Here is a 23,021-nt window from a genome sequence, read left to right on the forward strand (position 1 = left end):
CGCCTGCTTTCCTGGAGAGTGTCTTCGGAAGTCGGCCATCAACCGTCCCCGTCCGGCCTGTCTCCCGAGTCGTGCGGGACCCGCGCACCGATCCCACCCGCAAGCACCCGGAGCCCGGCCGCAGCGGCCGCAGCATAGGCGGGCCGGAGGGCTTCCAGGAAATCCTCCCGACCCCTCCAGAAGGGGAAGGGGCCCACCTGCTCCAGGAGGGCGGACGGAGTCCGAAGGCCGGCTGCCTCGCCCGAAAGGCCGTCGGGAAGCGGGCTACCCTTCCAGAAGGCGACGGGTTCCGCCGGCAGGGACTCCGGCGATGCCTCCGGCTTCGGAGAGCCATCGTCGTCTGGTTTCGGGGCCCTACCCTTCGCCCGCGCGCCTGGCGCCCTCGTCCCGCGTTCGGTCCGGTGGCCCAGAGCCTCGAGCATCGCCTCCCGGGGCATCCCCCGGAGGGTGAAGATGAGGAAAGGATCCCTGTCGAAGGCTTCCCCCAGCAGGTAGTAGACCGCCGCGATGTGCTTGCACGGGTTGGCGTCGTCGGGGCACGAGCACTCGGTGGCGAGGTCGCGCCGGGTGGAAGGGAAGAGGGTGAGTCTCGCCCTCTCGAAGACGTCCTCCACCTGAGGCGGCATCTCGCCGGCCAGGAGCTTTGCTGCGTAAAGCGCCTGCCGGGCCAGGGCTCGGGTCACCCTCTCCCACTCTTCCCCGGAGAGGGTCTTCACGCGGATCTCCACGGCGTAGGGCCTGGGGCGCGAGCCCTGCACCTGGGCGGTCACCCTCCCTGCCGCGACCTCCAGGGAGAGCACCTGGCCCTGGCGGGCGTAGGTGCGGCCCCGGCGGAGCCGGGCGGTCTCGTGGAAGCGCTCCAGCACCGCAATCCAGCGCTTGGCCCACCAGCTCTTGCCGAAGGCTCCCCGCCTGGTTCCGGCCCGGATGCCCCCTTCCGCCCGGATGGGAACCGAGGGCTCGTACCAGGGCCCATCGTACTCGTCGTACCGCCTACCGCTCATGTCTCGCGCACCGCCTCCTCCACCCGGAGGGCGAAGAGCTCCCTCAGCTCATGGTTGGAGAGCTCGGTCAGCCATGCCTCGCTCGTACCCACCACCTGGCCGGCCACCCACCGCTTCTGCTCGATCATCCGATCGATCCTCTCCTCCAGGGTGCCGGCGCAGACGAAGGCGTGAACCTCCACCCGCCGCTCCTGGCCGATGCGGAAAGCCCGGTCCGTCGCCTGGCTCTCCACGGCAGGGTTCCACCAGCGGTCGAAGTGGAAGACGTGGTTCGCCCGGGTCAGGTTGATCCCGGTGCCACCGGCCTTCAGGGAAAGGACGAAGACGGGCGGGCCGTCGTCCTCCTCCTGGAACCGCCGCACCATCCGGTCCCGCTGGGGCTTGGGCACGGCCCCGTGGAGGAAGAGCACCTCCCGGCCGAACCGCTCCTGGAGGTGGCGACGGAGGATCTGGCCCATCTCGGCGAACTGGGTGAAGATCAGGGACCGCTCACCGGTTTCCAGGATCTCCTCGAGCATCTCCGCGAGGCGGGTCAGCTTGCCCGACCGGCCCTCGATGGCAGAGCCGTCCTGGAGGAACTGGGCCGGGTGGTTGCACACCTGCTTCAGCTTCGACAGCGTGGCCAGCACCAGCCCCCGCCGGCTCATGCCCTCCGAAGCCTCCAGGGCCTCCTCGGCCTCCTGCACCACCGCCTGGTACAGGGTCGCCTGCTCCCGGGTGAGCGGGGCGAAGACCTTCATCTCCAGCTTCTCGGGGAGGTCGGCGATGATGCTGCGATCCGTCTTCACCCGCCGAAGGATGAAGGGCCCCGTGAGCTGCTTCAGCCGTGCGGCCGCCTCAGGATCCTGCCGGGTCTGGATGGGGAGGAAGAACCGGCGCTGGAAGTCGGCCTGGCTGCCCAGGAGGCCGGGATTGAGGAACTCCATGAGGGACCAGAGGTCGCCCACGTGGTTCTCCACGGGCGTACCGGTGAGCGCCACCCGGTACTCGGCCGGGAGGGAGCGAGCCGCCCGGGCCTGCTTGGTTTCGGGGTTCTTCACGTTCTGAGCTTCGTCCAGCACCACACCGGCCCACTCCACCGTCTTCAGCAGGGCCTGGTCCTTCTGCAGCAGCGCGTAGCTGGTGAGGACGAGCCCGCTGCCCGCCGCGGCCTCCCCGAAGGCCTCCCCCCGCTGCCGCTCGGGTCCGTGGTGGACCATCACCGGCAGGCCGGGCGTGAAACGGGACGCCTCGCGCTGCCAGTTGCCCAGCACCGTGGTGGGGCAGACCAGGAGCACGGGCCGCGTCTCCCCGGCCTCCCGCTCGTGTTGCACGAGGGCCAGGGTCTGGATCGTCTTGCCCAGCCCCATGTCGTCCGCCAGGCAGGCTCCCAGCCCCCAGCGCCGGAGGAAGTGGAGCCAGGCGTATCCCCGCATCTGGTAAGGGCGGAGGGTGCCCTGGAAGCCCCGGGGCGGGTCGAGCTCCTCCAGGGCGGTCCTCTCCTGGACCTGGTGCAGGAGCCGCCCGATCCATCCGGTGGCCTGCACCCCGTCCACGGGCACCCCGCCGGGACCGGCAGCACCCCCCAGGCCGGCCCGGAGCACCTCCCGCGCGGGGCGCCGCTCGCCCGAGTGCTCCTGGACGAACCGGAGCACCTGGCGGATCTGGGCCCCGTCCACCTGGACCCACCGCCCCCGCAGCCGAACCAGCGGGACCTTGAGGCGGGCCAGCTGCTCCAACTCCTCGCGGGTGAGGGGCTCGTCTCCCAAAGCTGCCTGCCAGTCGAAGCGGACCAGGCTTTCCAGGGTGAACCCGTTGCGGGCGGACCGTCCGGAGCCGGCGCCCGACACCCTCCCCCGCAGGTTCAGCCGTGCCCGGGCCCTGCCCCTGGTCCACCAGGCGGGCAGCATCACCCGGAACCCAGCCTCCTCCAGCGCGAGGGCATGCTCCGTCAGGAAGCGGTAAGCGCCGGTCGCATCCAGGGCGCAGCCCGCCGGCCGCGGCTGCCTGAGGCCTGCTTCCACGTCCGGCACGAGCCGGGCCGCCTGCCCCAGGGCCGTGAGGGCATAGCGGCGCGGGTCCGAACCATGGGCCGCCAAGAGCCTCGCTTGCCGGGACCGGGCCGGCCAGACCTGCTCCATGGGCACCAGGAGGCTTGGGTCGGGCACGGGCTGGAGGAGGTAGCGCAGGCGCCAGGGCTGCTCGGGCTCCGCTGCGGCAGGCGGTTCGCCGTCGCCGGTCTCCTCGGGGGCAGGCGGCTCCTCCAGGCGGAAGCAGAGCCGAAAGGGCGCGCCGGCCAGCTCTTCCACCGGGCGCCGCCACTCCCGCACCTCCGCGGCCAGAGGTTCGAGCGCGTCCCGGCTGCCCGCCAGCCGGCCGTCGGGTGCCAGGAGCGCTCGGAGCCAGAGCTCGTGGGGCGTCTCGGCCCGGGACGCACGACGTTTGGCTGCCGCGCCATCCGCGGCCCTTTCCTGTGCGCTGTCCGCGGCCCGCTCCTGCAGGCCGGAGCGCACCAGGTGGTCCACGAACCCTGCGAGGACCTCCCCGACCGCGTCCTCGGCCGGCGAGTTGGAGAGGGCCCGGGCCACCGCCGGCATGGCGCGGGCGAGGGCGTGGAGGCGCTCCTGGTCGGATCCCTGCAGAACCGGCTGCCACCGGGCCGCGAAGGTCTCCTCTTCCCCCACCAGGTCCGGCAGGAACCGGCCCCGCGCCACCAGGTCACCGGCCACCCGCAGGAGCGCTGCCCAGAAGGCCAGGTCCTCACCCACCGCGATGCCCGGGGCAAGGGTGCGCTGGCCTGAGCAGGCCAAGAGGAGGCGGACCGCCTCGCCAGGCGACAGGAGAACGGCCGTGACCCGCCAGGGCAGGATGCGGGTCGGGGCCCTGGAGGCGGGCGGCTCGCCGATGAGGGAGCTCGAGGGGATGGGCAGGCCGCCCGCGGACGGGGAGCGCAGGATCAGTCCGTCGAGGCGCCGGCTTCCCACACGGATGCTTGCTGCGGCCGCCGACACCGCGGCCTGGAGCCCTTCACGCCCTGCATCGTAAGGGTACGGGAGAGGGTGCGGGTCCCGAGGGGGCCTGCCCCTCCGGGGCTTAGGAGGGGGCGATCCGTCGAGGGACCGCTCCGCCCAAAGGGCCAGACGGCCCTGGATGGCGCCCGCATGGACGACGATCATCGGTTGCTGCAGTCCCCGCCTTCCCGGGCCGCGGCACGGGCCCTCAGATCACGGACGTTTTCGCCAGAAACGGCCCGCCTCCTCGCCGCGCCACGGACCGGCGAGGCCGCCTCCTGGAATTGACGCCCCGGAGTCGTGCGCAGGCGCAGCGGGCCGCGATCTGGGCCCAGCCGGTGCAAGCCGCCGTGAGCACCCTCCCGCGGCGGCAGAGGGAAGGGCTCCTCCAGGGTCTCCTCGAACTTATCGCCGCCCTGAACCGCGCCGGCGTGATCACCGTGGCCCGCACCTGTCTCACCTGCCGCTTCTTCGAGCCGGCCGCCCCGAGCGGCTCCGGCGTCCACCGCTGCCGGCTGCTGGAGAAGCCCCTGGCCGCGGAGGATCTGCGGGTGGACTGCCCGGATCATGAGCCGCACGTGGTCGAGACCTGAGCCTCACCGGGAGGGATGCCTGCGTGAGAACGCCCGAGCGGTCGCGCCACCCTCTCAACCGCCGCACCTGCATCGACCGGGTTCCCGTCTTCACCCGCCTCTCGCCCGAGGCGCGGGCCCACCTGGCCCGGGAGCTCCACCACCGTCGCTTCGCACCGGGTGAGCTGCTGGCCGCGGGGGAGGCTCAGACCCACCTGACGATTCTCGCCGCCGGCCTGGCGCGCCACGCGGTCAGCTCGGCCGACGGGCGCGAGCAGATCCTCCGCTTCCTGGGCCCCGGCGAGTTCTTCGGCGAGATGGCGCTCTTCACCGGGCGGCCCCTCGCGGGTGAGGTGCAGGCCGTGGAACCCGTGGAGGCCTGCGTCCTCGACGGCAACGCGCTGCGGCGGGCGGTGGAGAGCGAGCCGGCCCTGGGGTGGGACCTCCTGCGGGAGCTGGCCCGCCTGCTGGAGGAGACCACCCGCATGGCCGGCAGCCTCTCCACCCAGAGCGTCGAGGAGCGGGCGGCCCACCTCTTCCTGCGCATGGCTGCGACCTCAGGACCCCAGTTCGCGAGGCGGGGGTGGACTCGCGGTGAATCGGCCCTGGCTTCGGTTGGGAAAGGAGCGGCCCCCCTGGCTCTGGCCCGGGGTGGCCGCGCTCCTCATGGGCGCTGGGTGGGTGGCGGGGCGGGCCGGCTTCGCCGCCGTCGCTGAGGCAGGGATGGTGGCGGCGGCCCTCGTGAGCGGGCTGCCCATTGGGCGCAAGGCCTGGGCCGGCCTCCGGATGGGGTCGCTTGGCATCGACGCCCTGGTCACCCTTGCGGCTGCGGGAGCCATCGCCATCGGCGAGGCGTGGGAGGCCGCCGCGGTCACCTTCCTCTTCAGCCTGGGCGAGGTGCTGGAGGGGGCGAGCCTGGCCCGGGCGCGGCGGGCTCTGGAGGACCTGGTGAGCTGGATGCCCGAGACCGCCCGGGTGGACCGGGGTGGCTGGGTGGACGTGCCCGTGGAGGAGATCCGGCAGGGCGAGCGCCTGGCTCTCCGCTCGGGGGAGAAGCTGCCCGTGGACGGTGAGGTCGTGGCCGGTCGGGCCACCGTGGACACCTCCCGGGTGACGGGCGAGTCCATGCCCGAGCTCCGCGAGCCCGGCGATCGGGTCATCGCCGGCAGCATCGTGCAGGCAGGCTACCTGGAGGTGGTCGCTACCCGCGTGGGAGCCGAGAGCACCTTCCAGAAGGTGGTGGCCCTGGTCCTGGAGGCCCAGGAGTCCAAGCCCCGCGTCCAGGCCTTCCTGGAGCGGTTCGGGCGGCTCTACACCCCGATGGTGCTTCTCCTGGCCGCCGGCAGCCTCGTCGTCACCCGTGACGTGAGGCTCGCCCTCACCCTCCTGGTGGTGGCCTGCCCCGGAGCGCTGGTCATGGCCGCCCCGGTATCGCTCATGAGCGGGCTGGCCATGGCCGCCCGCCACGGCGTGCTTGTGCGCCGGGCCTCGGTCCTGGAGGCCCTGGCCCGGCTCGACACGGTGGTCTTCGACAAGACGGGCACCCTCACCCAGGGTGCGCCCGCGGTCGTCGCCACCCACACCTTCCACGGATGGAGCGAGAAGGGGGTCCTGGGGGACGCGGTCGCGCTGGAGGCACGGTCCGAGCACCCGCTGGCGGGAGCGGTGCTGGCCGCTGCCCGGGAGCTGGGCGTGACCTCCGGCGAGCGGTCGTCCCGTCCTTCCGTCTCCGGCGACCGGCCTGCGGCCGCCGAGGACACGCCATGGCCCGTTGACGAGCTGGAGGTCCTGCCGGGCAGAGGCCTGGTCGCACGGGTCCAGCGAGAGTCCACCGGGGGTTCGGCCCTTCTCCCACCGCGCGTCATCCATGTGGGCAGCGTGCGGTTGGTCCAGGAGGGTGAGATCCGCCTTCCGGATGAAGCGCGCCCCGTCCTGGAGGCTGAGGAGGCCGCCGGTCGCACCGTCGTCCTGGTGGCCGAAGATCGCCGGGTGGTGGGCCTCCTGGCCCTGGAAGACCCCCCTCGCCCTGAAGCGGCCGGTGCCATCGCGTGGCTGCGGAAGCTCGGGATTCGCTCCCTGGTCATCCTCTCGGGGGACCGTCCGGCGCCCGTGACCGCCCTCGGCCGGGCCCTGGGCGTCGACGAGGCCCGGGGCGGCCTCCTCCCCCAGGAGAAGCATGCGGAGGTGGCCCGTCTGGCCAGAGCCGGGCACCGGATGGGCATGGTGGGCGACGGTATCAACGACGGCCCGGCCCTTTCCCGGGCGGACGTGGCCTTCGCCATGGGGCTCGGCGGGACGGACCTGGCCCGGGGCCTGGCCGACGTGGTGGTGGCCTGGGATCATCTCACCCAGGTACCGCTGGCGATCGAGCTGGCCCGGTCCGTGGTGCGGGACGTCCGGCAGAACGTGGCGCTGGGGGTGCTCACGGCCGGGCTGCTGCTCGCGGCCGTGCTGGCCGGTGAGGCGCATCTGGGGGCCGCGATGCTGGTCCACCAGCTCAGCGTCCTGGCCGTGATCGGGAACGGCCTGCGGCTCTTCCTGTATCGACCGCGTCACGAGAACCTGTCGCTCCAGAGAGACCGTCCGGTGTCGGGGACATTCGCACTGCCCAAGTTGGGACGTTCGCACCGTACCCGGGAGGGATCGAGCCAGGTAAGATGATCCTGGGTTATTGAAGATATAGCAGTCTTCTTTCACCTGTTACGACCGTCATGCCGGGGATGGCCACCGCCGAAGGGAGAGGGCTTCCCGTGCACGGTTGCGGGCCGTCTCGGGGAAGGGGGAAACGACATGTTCCGCATGCGAACCGGACAGGCACGGAGGTCGGACGATCCCCGCGCGGGCGGGCGCCCGCCCGCCTGGAGGCGATGGGTGCCGCCGGCCGTGGTGTCGATGGCCTTGGTGGCGCTTCTCGTCACGCCGGCGGTGATGCGGGCGGCGGGAGGCCCGACGGGGATCGACATCGCCCGGACCAACGACCCCATCCAGCCCGACCGCGGGGGGCGGGTGGTGGACGTGACCCTTGAGAGCTACCCAGTGGAGTGGCCTGTGGCCGACGGCCAGACCCAGGTCATGTGGACCTTCAACGGCCAGGTTCCCGGCCCCGTCGTCCGCGTGCGCCAGGGCGACGTGGTCCGCTTCACCCTGGTCAACCGCGATCCGCGCCTGCCCCACTCGGCCGACCTCCACGCGGCCAGGACGCCTTGGGACCGGGATTTCCGCGACGTCCCGCCCGGCAAGTCGCTCCAGTTCTACTGGAAGGCCGAGTACCCGGGCGTCTGGATGTACCACTGTGGCACCCAGCCGGTCATCCTCCACATCGGCAACGGTATGTTCGGCGTCGTGATCGTCGATCCGAAGGAGGGACGCCTGCCGGCCCGCGAGTTCGTGCTCGTTCAGCACGAGATCTACGGGGGGCCGAACGACCTCACCGGAATGCTGGCCGACACGCCCAAGTACGTGGCCTTCAACGGCGAGCGCAACCGCTACGCGGCCTCGCCCCTCCAGGCGCGTCCCGGGGAGCTGATCCGCCTTTACGTGGTCGACGCCGGGCCCAACCGCTCGTCCGCCTTCCACGTGGTGGGCACCATCTTCGATCGGGTCGAGGTCAACGGCAACCCCCGCAACACGCTGTACGGCATCCAGACGTACACGGTGCCTCCCGGGGGCGGCTCGGTCTTCGAGCTGCGAATTCCGGAAGAGGGACGCTACCCGGTGGTGACCCACGCCTTCAACGACGCGACGGCTGGTGCCCTCGGCATCCTCGAGGTGCGGAAGGACGCTCCCGCGGCCTCCCCCGCCCCGGACGCGCTGATGCCCGGGGTCGCCTCCCGGCCTCCGTCGACGGACTGACGGCCAAGTGCCGCCGCCCGCGGTCCCTTCGGCCGCGGGCGGCCGCGTCACCTCACCTGGGCGAACTGCTCCAGCCGCCCCGGGTCCAGCACCCGGATGCGCCCCCGGTCCAGGTCGATGACGCCCTGCTCCTCCATGCGGCGGAGGATGCGCCCCACCACCTGCCGGGCGGTGCCTGCGAGGGAGGCCATCTCCTGCTGGCTCAGGCCGCCGCTTGCGCCCACCAGGCAGTCCTCCCGGGTCAACAGGAGGCGGGCCACCCGGGCCGTCACGCTCAGGAGGGAGAGGTCGGCGGCGAGGCCCGCGAGGCGCCCCACCGTACCCGCGAGCCCGGCCACCACCGCGTCGGCCACCGGACCCCCGGAGCGGACCAGGCTCCGCAGGAGCTCCGAGGGGATCTGGAGCACCCGGGAGGAGTGGAGCGCCACCGCGGTGGCCACGTGGGTCCCACCCACGGCGCCCGCCTCGTTGAAGGTCTCCCCGGGATCCACCACCTGCAGGGTCTGCTCCCGGCCGTCGGGGGAGTGCTTGACCACCTTCACCCGCCCCGACAGCAGCAGGTAGAGGCTGCGGGCGGGCTCGCCCTCGGTGTAGAGGACGCCGTTGCGCCGGAGCCTCAGGACGTGGGAGAGCTCGAGGACGCCCTCGCGCTCCTCCTCGCCCAGCGGGGCGAAGAAAGCATGCGACCGGAGGAGGCGCCGGACCTCCTCCGGGTCGCTGGCTCGGGGGCGATGCCCTGGGCGCTCCGGGCCTGGCAGTGGGGCAAGGGACATGGGGTGACGGCCTCCCGCGTCGTTCGTCTCCTTCACTCTAACCCAGATCCGGGCTTCAGCCCAGGCCCAGGAAGATGCCGAGCGCGAAGAGGAGCGAGAGGCCCACCTCGGTGAAACCGATCCGGCGCAGGTTCAGGGGGAGCTTCACCCGGAAGACGCCCACCACGTTCTTCACCAGCGAGGGCACGTACCCTACGAAGGGCCAGGTACCGACCCCCGCCGCCGACCCCGCCAGGGCCAGCACCGCGGCCAGGGCCGCGGAGTAGAGGAGGGTGCCCCAGCCCAGGCGGACCCGGTCCATGGGGGTCGAGGGGCGCTCCCGCTGCTGGGCCACCTTCATCTTCACGTAGAAGACGGGCCCCACGAAGTAGAGCGCAAGGAGAAGCCACACGAGGAGCGCGCGCTCCACCGTGCCCCACTGGAGGCCGCCCTCCGCCAGGTGAAGGAGGACAGGTCCCTCCGATCCGGCGAGGCCCTCCTGGACGGCGGTGGACACCGAGAGAAGGTAGCCCATGGGTCCTGCGGCCGACATCCCCACGAAGCCCACCACCTCCGCCCAGGCGGACCGTTCCTGCCGGCTCCGGCGCAGGAGTACGAAGAAGGCCAGGAAGCCCAGGCCCGCCGCGCCTGCCGCCACGAGCCACACCTGGCGGGTCGCCCCCACCAGGAGGCCCCCGATGACCAGCAGGGCGAGCAGTTCGCCCAGGACCCAGCGCCGGGCACGCGCCGCCTCCTGTCGCTCCGCCGCCTGACGGGCGGGGTCGCGTGCCCGCTGGGGGCGGTATGCCTGGAAGAGGGCTTCACGCAGCATGAACAGGACCACCGCGGCCGCGCCCGCGCTCAAGGCGGGCCAGAGCGGCCCCCCGGCTTGCACCGCCAGCGCCGCGCCCAGGGCAATGCCGGTGAGGAAGGCGCCCCACGCGCCGTGCTCGCCCGGGATGGGGCGGCGGCGCGTTCGTGCGGCCGCACCCGGGCGTGCCGCCCGGGTCGCCTCAGGAGCGCTCATGAACGGTCGCCTCCTTTCCGCCGGCGCGGCGCTCCGCGATGCGTTCCCGCACGTCCTCGGGAACGACGCTCCGAACCTCGCCGGGGACGCCCAGCAGGGTGGTTCCCAGGTTGTACGCGTAGAGCACGATCGAGCCCGCCAGCGCGAGCGTTCCGCTCCACGCGGCCCAGCCCAGGCTCGGGTCGGCCACGAAGAACCGCCCCGCCCGGGCCCCCATGGAGAGGAGCAGGCCGGCCTGGTAGAGCCAGAACTGGACCCAGGCGAGGCGGGGCAAGCGGATCAGCGGCTGCGACGCCATGGCGGGCAGCATGGTGTACGAGACCCCCATGATCATCGAACCCACGAAGCCGTACAGGTGCCACAGGTTGAAGACCGTTCCGGCGGCGCCCTTCAGCTTGAGCACCAGCCCGCCCGGCAGCGCCGGGTAGTCCATCACCGCGAGGAAGAGCGCGCCCACGGCCAGATAGGCCAGGCTCGTCCCGTAGTAGGCCATGCTCAAGCGACGCACGGAGCGTCGTGTCCGGTCTTTGACGGCGGCAATGCCCATGCCCTCACCCCCGTTCCGCGCGGTCCGCGAAGCCGCGCCCCCCACGACCTCATGGTGCCATGGCCGTCCTCTCACGTCCAGCCCAGGGCCCGCAGGGCGTCCCGGCTCATGCGCTCCGGCCCCCACGGCGGCTCCCCCACCAGATGGACGTCCACCGACCGGACCCCGGGGAGCATGGCCACCACCTCCCGAACGCCATCGGCCATGCTCCCGTGCAGGGGGCAGCCGGGGGTGGTGAGGGTCATGGTCACCTCTACGTGGCCGCCGTCCCCGATGTGGACGTCGTAGATCAAGCCCAGGTCCACCACGTTCAGACCCAGCTCGGGATCGATCACGCTCTTCAAAGCCTCACGCACGGTGGAGGGTCCAAGCCAAAGCACCCCGGCCGGCCCAGGCGTGGGCGTGCTCCCACGCTCCGCCCAGCAACACGGACAAGGCTGTTCCGACGGTGCCCAGGTGGAGGAGCGCCAGCCCTGTCCACGCCCGCCGCTCGTCCAGCATCTGCCGGAGCAGGGGCGCGCCGCCCGCCACCCGGTTGCGGTACACCTGGTTCCACGCCATGAAGGGCACCAGCTTGGTGAGGATGGCCAAGATCATGCCCGCCACGAAGCCGAGGCCCACCCACAGCCCGACCCCCACGGCCAGCCGGTTCTGCCCCGCCAGGTCCAAGCCGTCGTACCGCGCCGCACCTGCCGCCATCGCCCCGATGGCCAGGGCGAGCTGGCCTGCGGATGCGACGGCCCCCGCGTGCACCGGTTCCAGCCTCCGCCGCAGCCTGTGCCGGAGGATTCGCAGGAGGTCCCAGGCGTAGAGGAGGCCCGCGACGCCCAGCAAGGCCATGCCGGCCGCCTTCACCCAGCCGGGCCAACCCTGGGCCGCGCCCAGGGCGGCCGTCCAGATCCCCGCCTGGGCCAGGACCAGGATCGCCCTCCCGGCTCCCTCCGGATGGTTGTGGGTGAGGGTGAACATGGGGATCAGCTTGTAGGAGACCCCCACGATGGTGAGGAAGAACCAGCCCCCCACGCCCCACAGGAGGTGGATCGGCAGCCCTTCCGCCAGGAGGCCCGGCAGGAAGGTGAAGCGCAGGTTGATGGCCATGGTGAGCCCCATGAGGACGGTGAGCCCCAGGTAGCCCAGGGAGAAGGCCAGGTACCGGGCGGTCAGGTTCCAGGAGCGGTTCTGGGTCAAGGTCCGGTACAGGTTGTAGGCGGCCACGGCGAAGCCGGCCACCACCAGCGCGCCTCCCAGTGCGACACCCTGCAGGAAGAAGCGGGCGAAGCTGGCCACCAGCACGGTGACGCCCAGGACATGGTGGACGTACGCCACGTACCCGAGCCGGGTGCTGTGCAACCGCACGTCGAGGAGCACGGGCACCATCTGGTGCAGCACCCCCAGGGTGAGGGTGGTGCCGAAACCGAGGACGAAGAGGTGTACCAGCGCCAGGAGCGGTGCGTTGTGCCGGTAGAAGGGCAGCGCCCCCTGGTGGTAGGCCACCAGCCCGACCCCAAAGAGCACCGCTGCCACCAGCGCGGTGGCCAGGTAGAAGACGGGAAGCGGGAAGACCCATCTCGCCGCACCCGCACCTGGCATTCCGGGAAAGCCGGTGCCTGGCGGTGTACGGGTTCTCGCCCCAGCGTCGATCATGATCCCCCTCCTCCTCCCCCGCGTCGATCCGACCGCGCGGGGCTCCGCCTCAGGCGCTCCGCCCGATCCGGACACGCCAGACCTCAGGACCTTCCTCCAGGTACGTCCAGCTGAAGCGTCCCGCCTGCTCGGCTGCGAACTGGTAGTAGAGGGGCTTCGGGTCGTGGTCGTTCACCAGCACGAAGTGCTCGCCGGACTGGAGGGACTCGAAGCGGGCGAAGATGTTACCATGCCGGACGGCGGGCGGCATCGATCGGACATCGAGGACTGCAATATCGGCTTCGGCCATGCGAGCCACCCTTCCTGTGCCTCCCACCGTGCACAGGCGGCGGGAGCCGGACGATGTTCGGTCACCCCCCACGATAACAGGGGCCGGGCGGATGCGCAGTGATCTGAATCACAGCTGCGGAATCCATTGCGCTCACCCGCGATCCGGAGTAGAATTAGATGCGTGCAACTCACGCGTTAGTAGATGGTAAAGAAGAGGCGACGCCTTCATGCAAGAGCTCTTTCTTCGCATCGCAGGATCGAACCCCATCGGGCAGGGCCTCGCGGGTGGCGTGACCATCGCCTTCCTGAACCTGCTGGGCGCGCTGGCGGTGCTGGTGGTCCGGCGGCCGTCCGAACGCCTCCTGAACGTCGCCCTCGGCTTCTCGGCCGGGGTGATGCTCGCGGCCAGCTTCACCAGCCTCATCATGCCTGGGATCGAGCTGGGGGGTGTCCTCCCTGTGCTGGCCGGCATCGTCCTGGGGGTCTTGGTCCTGGACCGGGCCGACCGCTGGATCCCCCACCTCCACGTGGCCGTCACCGGGCGAGCGTGGTCCAACGGATCCGAGGCGGCGGCCGCCGAAGGGGTGGGTCCGAGCCGGGTGGCCGGAGTGATCCTGTTCATCGTGGCCATCACCCTCCACAACATGCCCGAGGGCCTGGCGGTGGGCGTGGGCTTCGGCTCCGGGGACGTGGGGCGGGCCCTCTCCCTCATGTGGGCCATCGGCCTCCAGAACATCCCCGAGGGGCTGGCGGTCTCGGTCTCCGCGCTGCAGGCGGGGTTCGGGCGCCGCTTCTACGCCGCCTACACCGGCATCCGGGCCGGTCTGGTGGAGATCCCGCTGGCGGTCCTGGGGGCGTGGGCGGTGAGCGTGGCCGAGCCCATCCTTCCCTACGCCATGGGGTTCGCGGCGGGGGCCATGCTCTTCGTGATCAGTGACGAGATCATCCCCGAGACGCACGCCCGCGGCCACGAGCGGCTGGCCACCTTCGGGACCATCCTGGGCCTCATCGTGATGCTCTACCTGGACGTGACTTTGGGCTGAGGGCCGCACCCCGGGGCCGCGGGCTTCAGCCGGTGCTCGCCCGCTGCCAGAGGACCTGGGCCACCTCGGGCCGGGTGAACTCAGGCGGGGGCAGCTCGCCCGCGCGCAGCATCGCCCGCACCCGGGTGCCGCTCAGCACCACGTGGTCCTCCGCGCCGTGGGGGCAGGTCTTGGCCGTCGCCATCTGGCCGCAGCGTCTGCAGAAGAAGCTGTGCTCGAACTTCAGGATGCCGATCCCCAGCTCGTCGGGCCGGAAGCGGTCGAAGACCTCCTGGGCGGCGTAGGTGCCGTAGTAGCTCGCCACCCCCGCGTGGTCCCGTCCCACGATGAAGTGGGTGCAGCCGTAGTTCTTCCGGCTGATCGCGTGGAAGACGGCCTCCCGGGGCCCGGCGTAGCGCATGGCCGCCGGGAAGACGGCCAGGAGCACCTGCTCCCGGGGATAGTAGCGCTCCAGGATCGTCTCGTAGCTCCGCAGCCGCACCTCGGCCGGCACGTCGTCGGCCTTGGTGGCGCCCACCAGGGGGTGGAGGAGCAGGCCGTCCACCGTCTCCAGCGCGCACTTCTGGATGTACTCGTGGGCCCGGTGGATGGGGTTCCGGGTCTGGAAGGCGACCACCGCCCGCCAGCCCCGCTCCTGGAAGGCCCGGCGGGTCTCGGCGGGGGTGAGGCGGTAGCGGCCGAAGGCCTCCCGCCCGGGCCGGTCCAGGACCCAGACGGGCCCGCCCAGGTAGACCTCGCCCTGGCGGTAGAGGCGGGCCACGCCGGGATGGGCCTCGTCGGAGGTGCCGAAGACCCGCTCCGCCTCCCGGCGCCGGTCGTAGGGGAAGACCTCGGTGATGTGCATGAGGCCCACGGTCCGCCGATCGCCCGGGGTCACCAGGGCCACCTCCTGCCCTTCCCGGATCCGAGCGGCCTCCTCCCAGGAGACGGCCAGCGTGACGGGCATGGACCAGACCAGCCCGTCGGCCAGGCGCATGGTCTCCACCACCGTCTCGTACTCCAGCCGGCGCATGAAGCCCCCCAGCGGGCTGAGCGCGCCGACGCCGATCATCTCCAGGTCGGCCAGCTCCCGCTCGTCCAGCTCCACCGCCACCAGCTCCCGGGCCCGGCGCAGGGCCTCCTCCCGCGCCTCACCCTCCAGCTCCCGGTTCACCAGCACCCCGCCGTGGGGCTCCACCGGGCCGGGCCATGGCCGCTGGGCCGAGCGGCCGCCTTGCCCTTCGGGCGGCTCGTACCTGGCGACGACCGTGCCTCCGTCTGAGATACCGTGTCCGGCAGCGCTCCCGACCCCGTTCACCTCAAGGACGACCCGGTGTGCGGCGCCGTTGCCTGCCGACAGGTACCCCCGCTGTTCCAGCAGGTGGATGACCCGGGCGGCGCACCCGTCCACCGTCTCCTGATCGGTCCGCAGCAGCAGGTCCGGGTGCTCGGGGGGTTCGTAGGGGTCGCTCACTCCCGTGAAGTTGGGGATCTCCCCGGCCATGGCCTTGCGGTAGAGGCCCTTCACGTCCCGCTCGAGGAGCGTCTCCATGGGCGCGCTGACGAAGACCTCCAGGAACTCCCCCACCTCCCGCCGGGCCTGCGCCCGCACGGCCCGGTAGGGCGAGATGAAGGAGGCCAGGCAGATGACGCCGTTGCGGGTGAGGAGCTTCGCCACGAAGGCCACCCGCTCGATGTTGCGGTCCCGGTCTTCCCTGGAGAAACCCAGGTCCCGGGTGAGGCTCTGCCGTACCACGTCGCCGTCCAGGCGCTCCACCCGGACGCCCCGAGCCCGGAGGGCGACCTCCACGGCCTTGGCGACGGTGGTCTTTCCCGCCCCCGAGAGGCCGGTGAACCAAACGGTCACGCCGCGCATGGTCATCCTCCCATTCGGTCGCATCGATCGGTCCCGCGCGAACCGCTCCTCATCCTGCCGGTCGGGTTGCCGTGTGAAGCCCGCACTCGGTCTTCTGGCTCCCCCACCAGCGACCCGACCGGTCGTCCACCCTGGCACCCGCGGGTGCGACCCGGCGGGTGCACTGCACACACCCGAGGCTGGGGTATCCCTCGTCGAGCAAAGGATTGTAGGGGAGGTCGTGCGCGTCCAGGTACGCCCACACCTGCTGCCGGCTCCAGCCGGCCAGCGGGTTGATCTTGGTGATGGTTCGACCGGGCCCGACCGGGTGCACCGGCTGGAGGTGGTGCTCCTCCACCACCCGCGCGCCGGTCCGGGCCTCGGTCTGTCCCCGCCGGATCGCGGTCATCCAGGCATCGTAGCCCTGGAGCAGGGTGAAGAGGGGTTCCACCTTCCGGATCCGGCAGCAGAGGTCCGGGTCCCGGGCCCAGAGATCGTCGCCGTAGCGGGCCGCCTGCTCCTCCGGCGTCAGCCTGGGGACCACCTCCACCACCCGCAGGCCGAGCCTGCGTGAAAGGCGTTCCTGGAAGGCAACGGTCTCGGGGAAGAGGAAACCCGTGTTCACCCAGGCCACCGGCACCGAGGGGTCCACCTGGGCGACCATGTGGAGCAACGCCGTTCCTTCCGGATTACCGAAGGACGATGAGACCACGAGGCCTTTCCCGAGCTGCTCCACCGCCCAACGGATCGTCTCTTCCGGTTTCCAGTCCAGCGTCGGTCTGATCACGCGTCTCCCTCCCGTGCAGCCACCTGGATCACGGACCGTCCTTGCGTTCCCAGGGGCTCGGCGGCCCGCACGGCCACGCCTTCGGCTGCCACCGGCCAAGGCCTGCCTTCGCGGAACGGCGGGCTCCTGGCGGTGTGGATCGCGGCGCGGAGCGCGACCACGTCCCCCACCACCACGGTCGCCGGGCTTCGGATGCCGGCGGCTTCGGCTACCCGAGCCATCCCCTCGAGGCGGGTCACCACCACCCGCTGCTCCGGGGTGGTCCCCCGCTCCACCAGGGCGATGGGGGTCCCGCCCGTCCACGAGCTCTCCAGGAGCGCTTCCTCCAGGGCCTCGAGCACGCCCACGGCCATCAGCGCCACCAGCGTGTCGGGACGCCCGAGGGCTGCCACCTGGGCCTGCAGGCTTCCCTCCTGGCAGGTCCGCGCGGTAAGAACGGCGAAGCTCCGGGCCAGGCCCCTGTGGGTGAGCGGAATACCCGCGCACGCCGGCACCGCGTGGGCCGAGCTCACACCAGGAACCACCTCCACCGGTATGCCGGTACTGGCCAGCGCGACCATCTCTTCTCCCCCGCGCCCGAAGACGAAAGGGTCTCCCCCGTGGAGCCGGACCACCACCGCCCCCGACCGGGCGGCAGCGACCATGACCCGGTGGATCTCCTCCTGAGGCATCGAGGGGCCGCCCGGGCGCTTTCCGGCGTTCACCCGTACGGCGCTCGGCCGGGCCCGAGCCACCAGCTCCGGGGCCACCAGGCGGTCGTGGATCACCACGTCCGCGGCCTCCAGGCACCGGAGGCCTTTGACCGTGATCAGATCCGGGTCTCCGGGCCCGGCGCCCACCAGGTAGACGGTGCCGGGGCGGGGCCAGCCGCTCACGGGCGCCCGCCTCCCGCGGTCACGGCGTCGTCCAGGAGGCGCATCAGCCGTTCCTCGGCCTCGGCTCGGCTGTCCTGCCGGCAGAGGTCGAGGACCGCCTCGTCGCGGGCCATGGCGTGCAGGACGGCCCGGCGGGCCTCGACGTTCGGAACGCGCTCCAGCACCTGCCGCCGGGCCCGCCCCAGAATCTCCACATACGGCCCGTAGGCAGCATCGTACTCCTTCTCGAGCCGCTCCCGCAGGAGCCGGGCCAGGGCCGGGCTCCGCCCGCCGGTGGAGACGGCCAGGACCAGCCCGCCCCGCCGGACGAGCGCGGGAGAGATGAAGTCACAGCACGCGGGGAGGTCGACGGCGTTCACCAGAACCCCCAGGGCCCGCGCCTCCGCCGCGACCCGGCGCTTCACCTCCGGCTCGGAGCAGGCAACGATGACGAGGGCGGCACCTTCCAGGTCGCCGGGCTCGTAGGCCCGGGGCACCCACTCCACCTCGTTCCTCTGCGCCAGCTGCGCCAGCCCGGGCTCCAGGAAGCCTGAGGTCACCACCACCCGAGCACCGGATTCCAGGAGGCCGCGCACCTTGGAGGCAGCCTCTTCCCCGCCGCCCACCACGATGCACCGGCGCCCTTCGAGGTTCAGGAAGATGGGATAGTACGGCATGCGGATCCCCTTTCCGGCTGGAACCTCGCCGTCACGCGTTGCACTCGCCCTGACCGATGGAGACCTGGAACTCCGCTTCTTCCGATCCCAGGTCCCGGTAGAGGTCGGGCGCGGCCTCGGGAGGAACCAGGGTCTGCAGCGGCTCCAGCAGCGGGCGGAAGGAGGTCGCCCCGACCCGGGCCAGGTACGCCCGGAAGTCCTCGCCGGGGGCCCGTTCTCGCGCGAAGCGCTCGAGGATCAGCCGCACCGCCTCCGGAACGCGCCGTGCAGGGAGCTGGAGTACCACCGTGCCGCATGATCTTCCCCCTTACCCATCGATCTCGGATTCGTTCGGGGTGTGGTGTCGCACCGGCCCCGCCGGAGCACGGAGCGGTTCTGCCTGGGCCTAATTACATGTTACTTGATTTGTTTTCATGGATTTACGCCCATGCTAGCCTCTTCCGGGCGAGATGTCAAGGGTCGCGTATGCCCTATCTTCGCAGGTGTTCCAAGCCCACCCGGTGGCAGAAGTCGCCGAAGGTCTCCCCCGGCCGCCGGGATCTCTTCCAGCGCTCGAAGAGGGGCCGGACGACGCGCGGCAGGTCGTCCAGGGCTACCAGGTCCAGGAAAGGTAGCGCCAGCCGGGTACCGGCCTGATCGCCGCCCACAAAGACCGTGTAGCGACCAGCGCCCCGGCCGACGAAGGCCAGCTCGGCCGTGTACGGCCGGGCGCAGCCGTTGGGGCATCCGGTCATACGGATGGCGATGGGCTCCCCCTCCAGGCCCAGCTCGCGGAGCTCCGCCTCGATCCGCCCCATGAGGCCGGGCATCGCCCGCTCTGCCTCGGTGATGGCAAGCCCGCAGGTGGGCAGGGCCGGGCAGGCCATGGCATGGCGGCGAGCCGCGCTGTAGTCCTCCACCGTCCGGATCCCGTAGGCGCGGAGCAGCACCTCCACCTCCGGCCGGGCAGTTGGCTCCAGGTCGGTGAGGAGCACGTTCTGCTGGGGCGTCAGGCGCACCCCGGGGCGCAGGCGCTGCACCAGCTCTCGCAGGCCCGTCTTCAGCCGCTCCTGCCCCGCGTCGCGGATCCGGCCGTTCTCCACGGGCAGGCCCAGGAAGAGGCGGCCGTCGCCCTGAGGGTGCCATCCCAGGTGGTCGTCCGCCCGGAAGGGTTCCATGGGCGTGGGCTCCGAGAGGCTGAAGCCCAGACGGCGCTCCAGCTCCTCCCGGAACCACGGGAGCCCCCGCTCGGCCAGCACGTACTTGAGGCGGGCCCGGTGCCGGTCCGCCCGGTTCCCGAAGTCCCGGTGGATCGAGATCACCGCCTCGGCCACCGGGAAGACCCAGTGGGGCGGGACGAAGCCGACCACGTCCGCCAGCCGGGGGAAGGTGCCTGGCGTGCCGTGGCTCATGCCCAGGCCGCCGCCCGCCAGCACGTTGAACCCTGCGACCTCCCGGCCGTCAGGGATGGCCACCAGGCCCAGGTCCTGGGTGAAGACGTCGATGCAGTTGTCGCCGGCGAGGGCGATCCCCGTCTTGAACTTGCGCGGGAGGTAGGTGGGCCCGTAGAGAGGTTCCACAGGGTCCTCGAGGGCCACGCCGGGACCAGGACGGCCGTCGCGGTCCCATCCCGCATGCGCCTCGGCCGGTGCGAGCCGGTCCGCCCCCGGCCGAGCATCGCCCGCCGGCCGTTCCACGGCGATCCGCTCGCCGTTCAGCCAGACCTCATAGTAGGCCCGGCTCCGGGGAAGGAGCCGGGAGGAGAGGGCACGGGCCTGGCGGGTGACGAGCCCATGGAGCGGGTCGGCCAGGGGTGCCGGGCAGGCCACCACGTTCCGCTCCACGTCCCCGCAGGCGGCCAGGGTGGTGACCAGGACCTGGTTCAGCTCCTTCAGCCCCGCCTGGAGGTTGCCCTTGAGGACGCCATGGAACTGGAAGTCCTGGCGGGTGGTCACCCGGAGGGTGCCGTTACCGAAGCGGTCGGCCAGGTGGTCGTGGACCAGGTACTGCTCGGCGCTGAGGACTCCGCCCGGGATCTTGGTGCGGACCATGAAGAGGTACCGCGGCTGTTCCCCCGCCCGCTTCCGCTCCCGGCGCACGTCCCGGTCGTCCTGCTGGTAGATGCCGTGGAACTTGAGCACCTGGCGCCCGTCCTCCGAGAGGTGGGAGCTCGGGGAGGCAAGCTGATCGCTGAGATCCCCCTTCAGGTAGGCGCTTGCTTCCTTGATCTGCTCCACCTTCGAGCGTTCCGTCGCCCTCGAGGACATGGGGTGCCCCCCTGCGGGCCGATCCGGCGGGACGAGGAGCGGCCGGATCGGCCGATACTAATGATAACCGATTTGTATTTGTGGCATTCTACGCAGGCCGGAGCGGTCCGTCAAGGGATGTCCACCGCGAAAACACACTCCCCTCACACGTGCCTGGGGCTGCTCCGGGACGGTCTCTGCCGAAGCTGATAGGATTCTCACGTCCAGCGCCTTGAGGGCCGCCGTGCGATTGGTTACCATCATAGCGGCGCAGATATGAACCCCGGTAGCGTCTTGACCGGTGGGAGGGGTCGCCCTCGATGGACGAGGAGTTGAAGGCTCGCACCGAGCTGGCCCGCAGGCGCTACGACCGCCACGCCCGCACCTACGACCACGAGATGACCTTCACCGAGCGTCTGGGCATGGCCAGGTGGCGCGTGCTGCTGTGGGAGGACCTCTCGGGCAAGGTGCTCGAGGTGGGTGTCGGAACGGGCCTGAACTTCCCCTACTACCCGGAGGCGGCCGAGGTCACGGCCATCGACTTCAGCCCGGCCATGCTGGAGAGGGCGCGCCCGAAGGCCGAGGCGCTCGGGGTCCGGGTCGATCTGAGGTGGATGGACGTCCAGAGCCTCGAGTTCCCCGACGCGAGCTTCGACGCCGTGGTGACCAGCTGTGTCTTCTGCTCGGTGCCGGACCCGGTCCTGGGACTGCGGGAGATCCGCCGCGTCCTCAAGCCGGAGGGTGAGTTGCGGATGTTGGAGCACGTCCGGAGCCACCTCCCCATCCTCGGCCGCCTGATGGACTGGTTCAACCCGCTGGCGGTGGCCGTGAGCGGGGCGAACATCAACCGGGAGACGGTGGCCAACCTCCGGCGAGCGGGGCTGGCGGTTCGAGAGGCGCGGCCGCTCTTCTGGGACATCGTCTTCCTCATCCGGGCGACGCGCTCGGAAGACGCCATCTAAGGGGATGAGCCCGTTGCAGCGGAGATCCTTGCTGGTGGCCGTGCTGGGGCTTGCGGCCATAGCCTTCCTCGCATCCGGCATGGGCTGGCGTTTCGGAGGTTTCTGGGGCGTCGGGCCCATGGGCTGGGGGATGATGGGCGGCCGCGGCCCCATGATGGGTGGGGCGCCGTCCACCGGATGGGGGCCGTACGGCACCGGGTACGGGCCAGGTGGAAGCGCACCGCCGGTTGTCGGCGGCTCGGAAGCTCCGGTCCCGAGGTCGGACCCTGGCGGAGAGCCGGGAGCGCCCGGCGCCCAAGTCACGGTGGAGATGAGCGAGTTCGCCTTCAAGCCGGGCAGCTTTACCTGGAAGGCGGAGGAACCGGTCCGGTTGAGCATCGTCAATGTCGGGCGGGCCTACCACGACTTCACCATACCCGGAATCCCCGTGCGCCTGCCCGACGGCCGCTCCCAGGAGGGGATCCAGGTGGGCTTGGGACCCGGGGGCAGCCAAGTCGTCCAGTTCACCCCCACGGAGGCCGGACGCTTCCCCTTGCTCTGCACCGTGCCCGGCCATGCCTCGGCGGGCATGCAGGGACAGGTGACGGTTCTCTGAGCGCGGAATGCCCGGGAGCCACTCCAGGGCCGTTCTGGAGCGCAACCCCGGCAAGCGCGGTCCAGCTGTGGACGCGTCCGGAGAAGAACCGCCCGGAGACGCCCGTCGCGGTGGGCGACGAGGGGCCATCCGATCTTGCGGGAGGCGAGGACGCACCATGATGGATTCCTGCCGGTACAGCGAGAACACCATCAAGGGCGGCATGACCCGCCGCGATTTCCTGGCGGCCGGCGGCGCCACCGTCGCCGGGCTCCTGGCTGCAGCCCCGACCGGCCGCCTGGCCCGGTCCCTGGCCCGGGAGCCGTCAGACCTCCTCTTCGTCTCCAACGCGGGCGACAAGAGCCTCGCCGTGGTGCAGGGCGACACGCCCCTGGGGAAGCTGCCGGCGGAAGCCGTCCTCTTCTTTCCCGCCAACGGTCCCTCACCCCCGGGCAACGTGATCTGGACCGGGCTCGATGGCGGCGTGGCAGGCCTCGACGCGCAGACCGGCCGGATCGTCGCCCGGGTGGAGACGGGCTCCGCCCAGAACTACGTCCAGCTCACTCCCGACGGACATCACCTGATCGTCGCCGCCCGCTACACCGACGCGTACCTCAGGATCGACGCCGACCCCGCGAGCCCCACCTTCGGCCAGGTGACCGCCCGTTTCGATATCTACGCCAACGCCGGGCCCTGCGACGTGACGGTGGAGAGGTCGGGCCGTTACGCCTACACCCCCGACCGGCGCTCGGACGCCGTCTCGGTCCTGGACCTGGACGCCTTCCGTGTGATCCGCACCGTTTCCGTGGAGCCCCTGGTGGGCAACCGGCCGGACCCCTTCATGGCCACCGTCTCGCCCGACGGCCGCTGGCTCCTGGTGGAGAACACCGAGGGCGGCGGCACCGAGAGCATCTTCGCCCTGCAGGACCCGACCGACCCCCGCGAGGTCGTCCGCCTGACGGCCGAGGACGGTCTGGGCCGGAACCCCCTCACCAGCGAGTTTCGCCCCGACGGCCGCTTTGGTTACGTGATCTGCCGGGATTCGAACGAGCTGACGGTGATCGACCTGGAGGCGCTGGAGGTGGCGGGAAGCGTGCGCTTCCCCGCTGGCAGCAACCCCGTCAGCGGAGCGGTCTCTACCAACGGTACCCGCCTTTACGTGCCGCTCCCGGGCCGCGACGCGGTGGCCATCGTGGACCTGGAGGCGAACGAGCTGGCGGGCTTGATCCCGTCCGGCCCCGTGCCGCTCCACGCGGTCGTTCTCCGCACCACCGTGCCGGCCGGGCTGGACCGCTCGGGGCTGCTTCCAGGGGTCCTCCCGGTGGCCCGCACCTTCCCCGAAGGCTGCCCCTACTTCTGCTGCGGGGAGATCGTCTGATGCGTTCCCGGCTTGCCCCCGGGGTCGAG

Annotated in this window: 22 protein-coding genes; 8 read left to right on the top strand and 14 right to left on the bottom strand. The window is 71.5% G+C overall.

The window, feature by feature from the left end; translation table 11 throughout:
- Positions 1 to 38: 38 nt before the first annotated feature.
- On the bottom strand, positions 39 to 1,004 hold the full coding sequence (locus LIP_RS15795; RefSeq protein ID WP_082726445.1) for an SWIM zinc finger family protein: 966 nt from the start codon (positions 1,002 to 1,004) through the stop codon (positions 39 to 41).
- Positions 1,001 to 3,967, bottom strand: a complete 2,967-nt coding sequence (locus LIP_RS20170; RefSeq protein WP_198409581.1) for a DEAD/DEAH box helicase — start codon at positions 3,965 to 3,967, stop codon at positions 1,001 to 1,003. Before LIP_RS20170 ends, LIP_RS15795 begins: the two co-directional genes overlap by 4 nt.
- Positions 3,968 to 4,344: 377 nt before the next feature.
- Here LIP_RS20170 and LIP_RS15805 point away from each other — a divergent pair, with 377 nt between their 5' ends.
- From LIP_RS15805 to LIP_RS15820, 4 genes are all read left to right on the top strand, one after another.
- Entirely contained in the window at positions 4,345 to 4,587 is a 243-nt protein-coding gene (locus LIP_RS15805) for a hypothetical protein (protein ID WP_144440539.1), read from the top strand.
- A gap of 23 nt (positions 4,588 to 4,610) precedes the next feature.
- Complete coding sequence (locus LIP_RS19835; protein WP_068140551.1) at positions 4,611 to 5,282, top strand: Crp/Fnr family transcriptional regulator; 672 nt, start codon at positions 4,611 to 4,613, stop codon at positions 5,280 to 5,282.
- Between the two features lie 70 nt (positions 5,283 to 5,352).
- Positions 5,353 to 7,227: a heavy metal translocating P-type ATPase gene (locus tag LIP_RS15815; RefSeq protein WP_231699452.1), complete on the top strand. Its 1,875-nt coding sequence runs from the start codon at positions 5,353 to 5,355 to the stop codon at positions 7,225 to 7,227.
- A 129-nt stretch (positions 7,228 to 7,356) separates the two neighbouring features.
- Positions 7,357 to 8,418 carry a multicopper oxidase domain-containing protein gene (locus LIP_RS15820; protein WP_082726446.1) on the top strand — a complete coding sequence of 354 codons (1,062 nt, stop codon included), beginning with the start codon at positions 7,357 to 7,359 and terminating at the stop codon, positions 8,416 to 8,418.
- Positions 8,419 to 8,465: 47 nt separating this feature from the next.
- Here LIP_RS15820 and LIP_RS15825 read toward each other — a convergent pair whose 3' ends face one another.
- The 6 genes from LIP_RS15825 to LIP_RS15850 all read right to left on the bottom strand — a co-directional run bounded on the left by LIP_RS15825 (position 8,466) and on the right by LIP_RS15850 (position 12,677).
- Positions 8,466 to 9,191, bottom strand: a complete 726-nt coding sequence (locus LIP_RS15825; protein ID WP_068140558.1) for a Crp/Fnr family transcriptional regulator — start codon at positions 9,189 to 9,191, stop codon at positions 8,466 to 8,468.
- A gap of 55 nt (positions 9,192 to 9,246) precedes the next feature.
- On the bottom strand, positions 9,247 to 10,197 hold the full coding sequence (locus tag LIP_RS15830) for a YwiC-like family protein (RefSeq protein WP_068140561.1): 951 nt from the start codon (positions 10,195 to 10,197) through the stop codon (positions 9,247 to 9,249).
- Positions 10,184 to 10,744, bottom strand: a complete 561-nt coding sequence (locus tag LIP_RS15835; RefSeq protein ID WP_144440542.1) for a cbb3-type cytochrome c oxidase subunit I — start codon at positions 10,742 to 10,744, stop codon at positions 10,184 to 10,186. The genes LIP_RS15830 and LIP_RS15835 overlap by 14 nt, the downstream gene beginning before the upstream one ends.
- Before the next feature lie 71 nt (positions 10,745 to 10,815).
- Positions 10,816 to 11,079, bottom strand: a complete 264-nt coding sequence (locus LIP_RS15840) for a metal-sulfur cluster assembly factor (RefSeq protein ID WP_231699322.1) — start codon at positions 11,077 to 11,079, stop codon at positions 10,816 to 10,818.
- 13 nt (positions 11,080 to 11,092) lie between these two features.
- The gene (locus LIP_RS15845) at positions 11,093 to 12,388 is read right to left on the bottom strand and encodes a hypothetical protein (protein WP_068140572.1); all 1,296 of its coding nucleotides are present in this window, start codon (positions 12,386 to 12,388) and stop codon (positions 11,093 to 11,095) included.
- 49 nt (positions 12,389 to 12,437) lie between these two features.
- A complete protein-coding gene (locus LIP_RS15850; RefSeq protein ID WP_068140574.1) occupies positions 12,438 to 12,677 on the bottom strand; it encodes a DUF2249 domain-containing protein in 240 nt (79 codons plus the stop codon).
- Between the two features lie 208 nt (positions 12,678 to 12,885).
- On the opposite strand from LIP_RS15850, the gene LIP_RS15855 reads away from it, so the two are divergent.
- Positions 12,886 to 13,701 carry a ZIP family metal transporter gene (locus tag LIP_RS15855; protein ID WP_068140577.1) on the top strand — a complete coding sequence of 272 codons (816 nt, stop codon included), beginning with the start codon at positions 12,886 to 12,888 and terminating at the stop codon, positions 13,699 to 13,701.
- Positions 13,702 to 13,726: 25 nt separating this feature from the next.
- On the opposite strand, the gene sat is transcribed toward LIP_RS15855, so the two are convergent.
- From sat to LIP_RS15885, 6 genes are all read right to left on the bottom strand, one after another.
- Positions 13,727 to 15,562 carry a sulfate adenylyltransferase gene (gene sat, locus LIP_RS18145; RefSeq protein ID WP_082726447.1) on the bottom strand — a complete coding sequence of 612 codons (1,836 nt, stop codon included), beginning with the start codon at positions 15,560 to 15,562 and terminating at the stop codon, positions 13,727 to 13,729.
- Positions 15,563 to 15,605: 43 nt separating this feature from the next.
- Positions 15,606 to 16,322, bottom strand: coding sequence for a phosphoadenylyl-sulfate reductase (locus tag LIP_RS15865; RefSeq protein WP_068140581.1), 717 nt, complete (start codon positions 16,320 to 16,322; stop codon positions 15,606 to 15,608).
- Positions 16,319 to 17,197 (bottom strand): uroporphyrinogen-III C-methyltransferase, encoded by an 879-nt coding sequence (cobA, locus tag LIP_RS15870; RefSeq protein ID WP_082726449.1) that lies wholly within the window; start codon positions 17,195 to 17,197, stop codon positions 16,319 to 16,321. The genes LIP_RS15865 and cobA overlap by 4 nt, the downstream gene beginning before the upstream one ends.
- Complete coding sequence (locus LIP_RS15875) at positions 17,194 to 17,853, bottom strand: precorrin-2 dehydrogenase/sirohydrochlorin ferrochelatase family protein (RefSeq protein ID WP_068140584.1); 660 nt, start codon at positions 17,851 to 17,853, stop codon at positions 17,194 to 17,196. The genes cobA and LIP_RS15875 overlap by 4 nt, the downstream gene beginning before the upstream one ends.
- Before the next feature lie 31 nt (positions 17,854 to 17,884).
- A complete protein-coding gene (locus LIP_RS15880) occupies positions 17,885 to 18,139 on the bottom strand; it encodes a hypothetical protein (RefSeq protein WP_068140587.1) in 255 nt (84 codons plus the stop codon).
- 184 nt (positions 18,140 to 18,323) lie between these two features.
- Positions 18,324 to 20,099 (bottom strand): NADPH-dependent assimilatory sulfite reductase hemoprotein subunit, encoded by a 1,776-nt coding sequence (locus LIP_RS15885; protein ID WP_068140592.1) that lies wholly within the window; start codon positions 20,097 to 20,099, stop codon positions 18,324 to 18,326.
- A 299-nt stretch (positions 20,100 to 20,398) separates the two neighbouring features.
- On the opposite strand from LIP_RS15885, the gene LIP_RS15890 reads away from it, so the two are divergent.
- The 3 genes from LIP_RS15890 to LIP_RS15900 all read left to right on the top strand — a co-directional run bounded on the left by LIP_RS15890 (position 20,399) and on the right by LIP_RS15900 (position 22,992).
- Complete coding sequence (locus LIP_RS15890) at positions 20,399 to 21,040, top strand: class I SAM-dependent methyltransferase (protein WP_068140596.1); 642 nt, start codon at positions 20,399 to 20,401, stop codon at positions 21,038 to 21,040.
- A 13-nt stretch (positions 21,041 to 21,053) separates the two neighbouring features.
- Entirely contained in the window at positions 21,054 to 21,635 is a 582-nt protein-coding gene (locus LIP_RS15895) for a cupredoxin domain-containing protein (protein ID WP_158509703.1), read from the top strand.
- A 157-nt stretch (positions 21,636 to 21,792) separates the two neighbouring features.
- On the top strand, positions 21,793 to 22,992 hold the full coding sequence (locus LIP_RS15900) for a beta-propeller fold lactonase family protein (RefSeq protein WP_068140601.1): 1,200 nt from the start codon (positions 21,793 to 21,795) through the stop codon (positions 22,990 to 22,992).
- Positions 22,993 to 23,021 lie beyond the last annotated feature (29 nt).

The sequence above is a fragment of the Limnochorda pilosa genome (genome assembly GCF_001544015.1).
Taxonomy (GTDB): Bacteria; Bacillota; Limnochordia; order Limnochordales; family Limnochordaceae; genus Limnochorda; species Limnochorda pilosa.

Bases quoted from the DNA above. Each gene is read 5' to 3' on its own strand.
- LIP_RS15845 (WP_068140572.1), bottom strand. From the start codon at position 12,388: ATGATCGACGCTGGGGCGAGAACCCGTACACCGCCAGGCACCGGCTTT.
- LIP_RS15795 (WP_082726445.1), bottom strand. From the start codon at position 1,004: ATGAGCGGTAGGCGGTACGACGAGTACGATGGGCCCTGGTACGAGCCC.
- LIP_RS15885 (WP_068140592.1), bottom strand. From the start codon at position 20,099: ATGTCCTCGAGGGCGACGGAACGCTCGAAGGTGGAGCAGATCAAGGAA.
- LIP_RS15815 (WP_231699452.1), top strand. From the start codon at position 5,353: ATGGGGTCGCTTGGCATCGACGCCCTGGTCACCCTTGCGGCTGCGGGA.
- sat (WP_082726447.1), bottom strand. From the start codon at position 15,562: ATGACCATGCGCGGCGTGACCGTTTGGTTCACCGGCCTCTCGGGGGCG.
- LIP_RS15820 (WP_082726446.1), top strand. From the start codon at position 7,357: ATGTTCCGCATGCGAACCGGACAGGCACGGAGGTCGGACGATCCCCGC.
- LIP_RS15850 (WP_068140574.1), bottom strand. From the start codon at position 12,677: ATGGCCGAAGCCGATATTGCAGTCCTCGATGTCCGATCGATGCCGCCC.
- LIP_RS15875 (WP_068140584.1), bottom strand. From the start codon at position 17,853: ATGCCGTACTATCCCATCTTCCTGAACCTCGAAGGGCGCCGGTGCATC.
- LIP_RS15855 (WP_068140577.1), top strand. From the start codon at position 12,886: ATGCAAGAGCTCTTTCTTCGCATCGCAGGATCGAACCCCATCGGGCAG.
- LIP_RS15830 (WP_068140561.1), bottom strand. From the start codon at position 10,197: ATGAGCGCTCCTGAGGCGACCCGGGCGGCACGCCCGGGTGCGGCCGCA.
- LIP_RS15835 (WP_144440542.1), bottom strand. From the start codon at position 10,744: ATGGGCATTGCCGCCGTCAAAGACCGGACACGACGCTCCGTGCGTCGC.
- LIP_RS15900 (WP_068140601.1), top strand. From the start codon at position 21,793: ATGATGGATTCCTGCCGGTACAGCGAGAACACCATCAAGGGCGGCATG.
- LIP_RS15890 (WP_068140596.1), top strand. From the start codon at position 20,399: ATGGACGAGGAGTTGAAGGCTCGCACCGAGCTGGCCCGCAGGCGCTAC.
- LIP_RS15825 (WP_068140558.1), bottom strand. From the start codon at position 9,191: ATGTCCCTTGCCCCACTGCCAGGCCCGGAGCGCCCAGGGCATCGCCCC.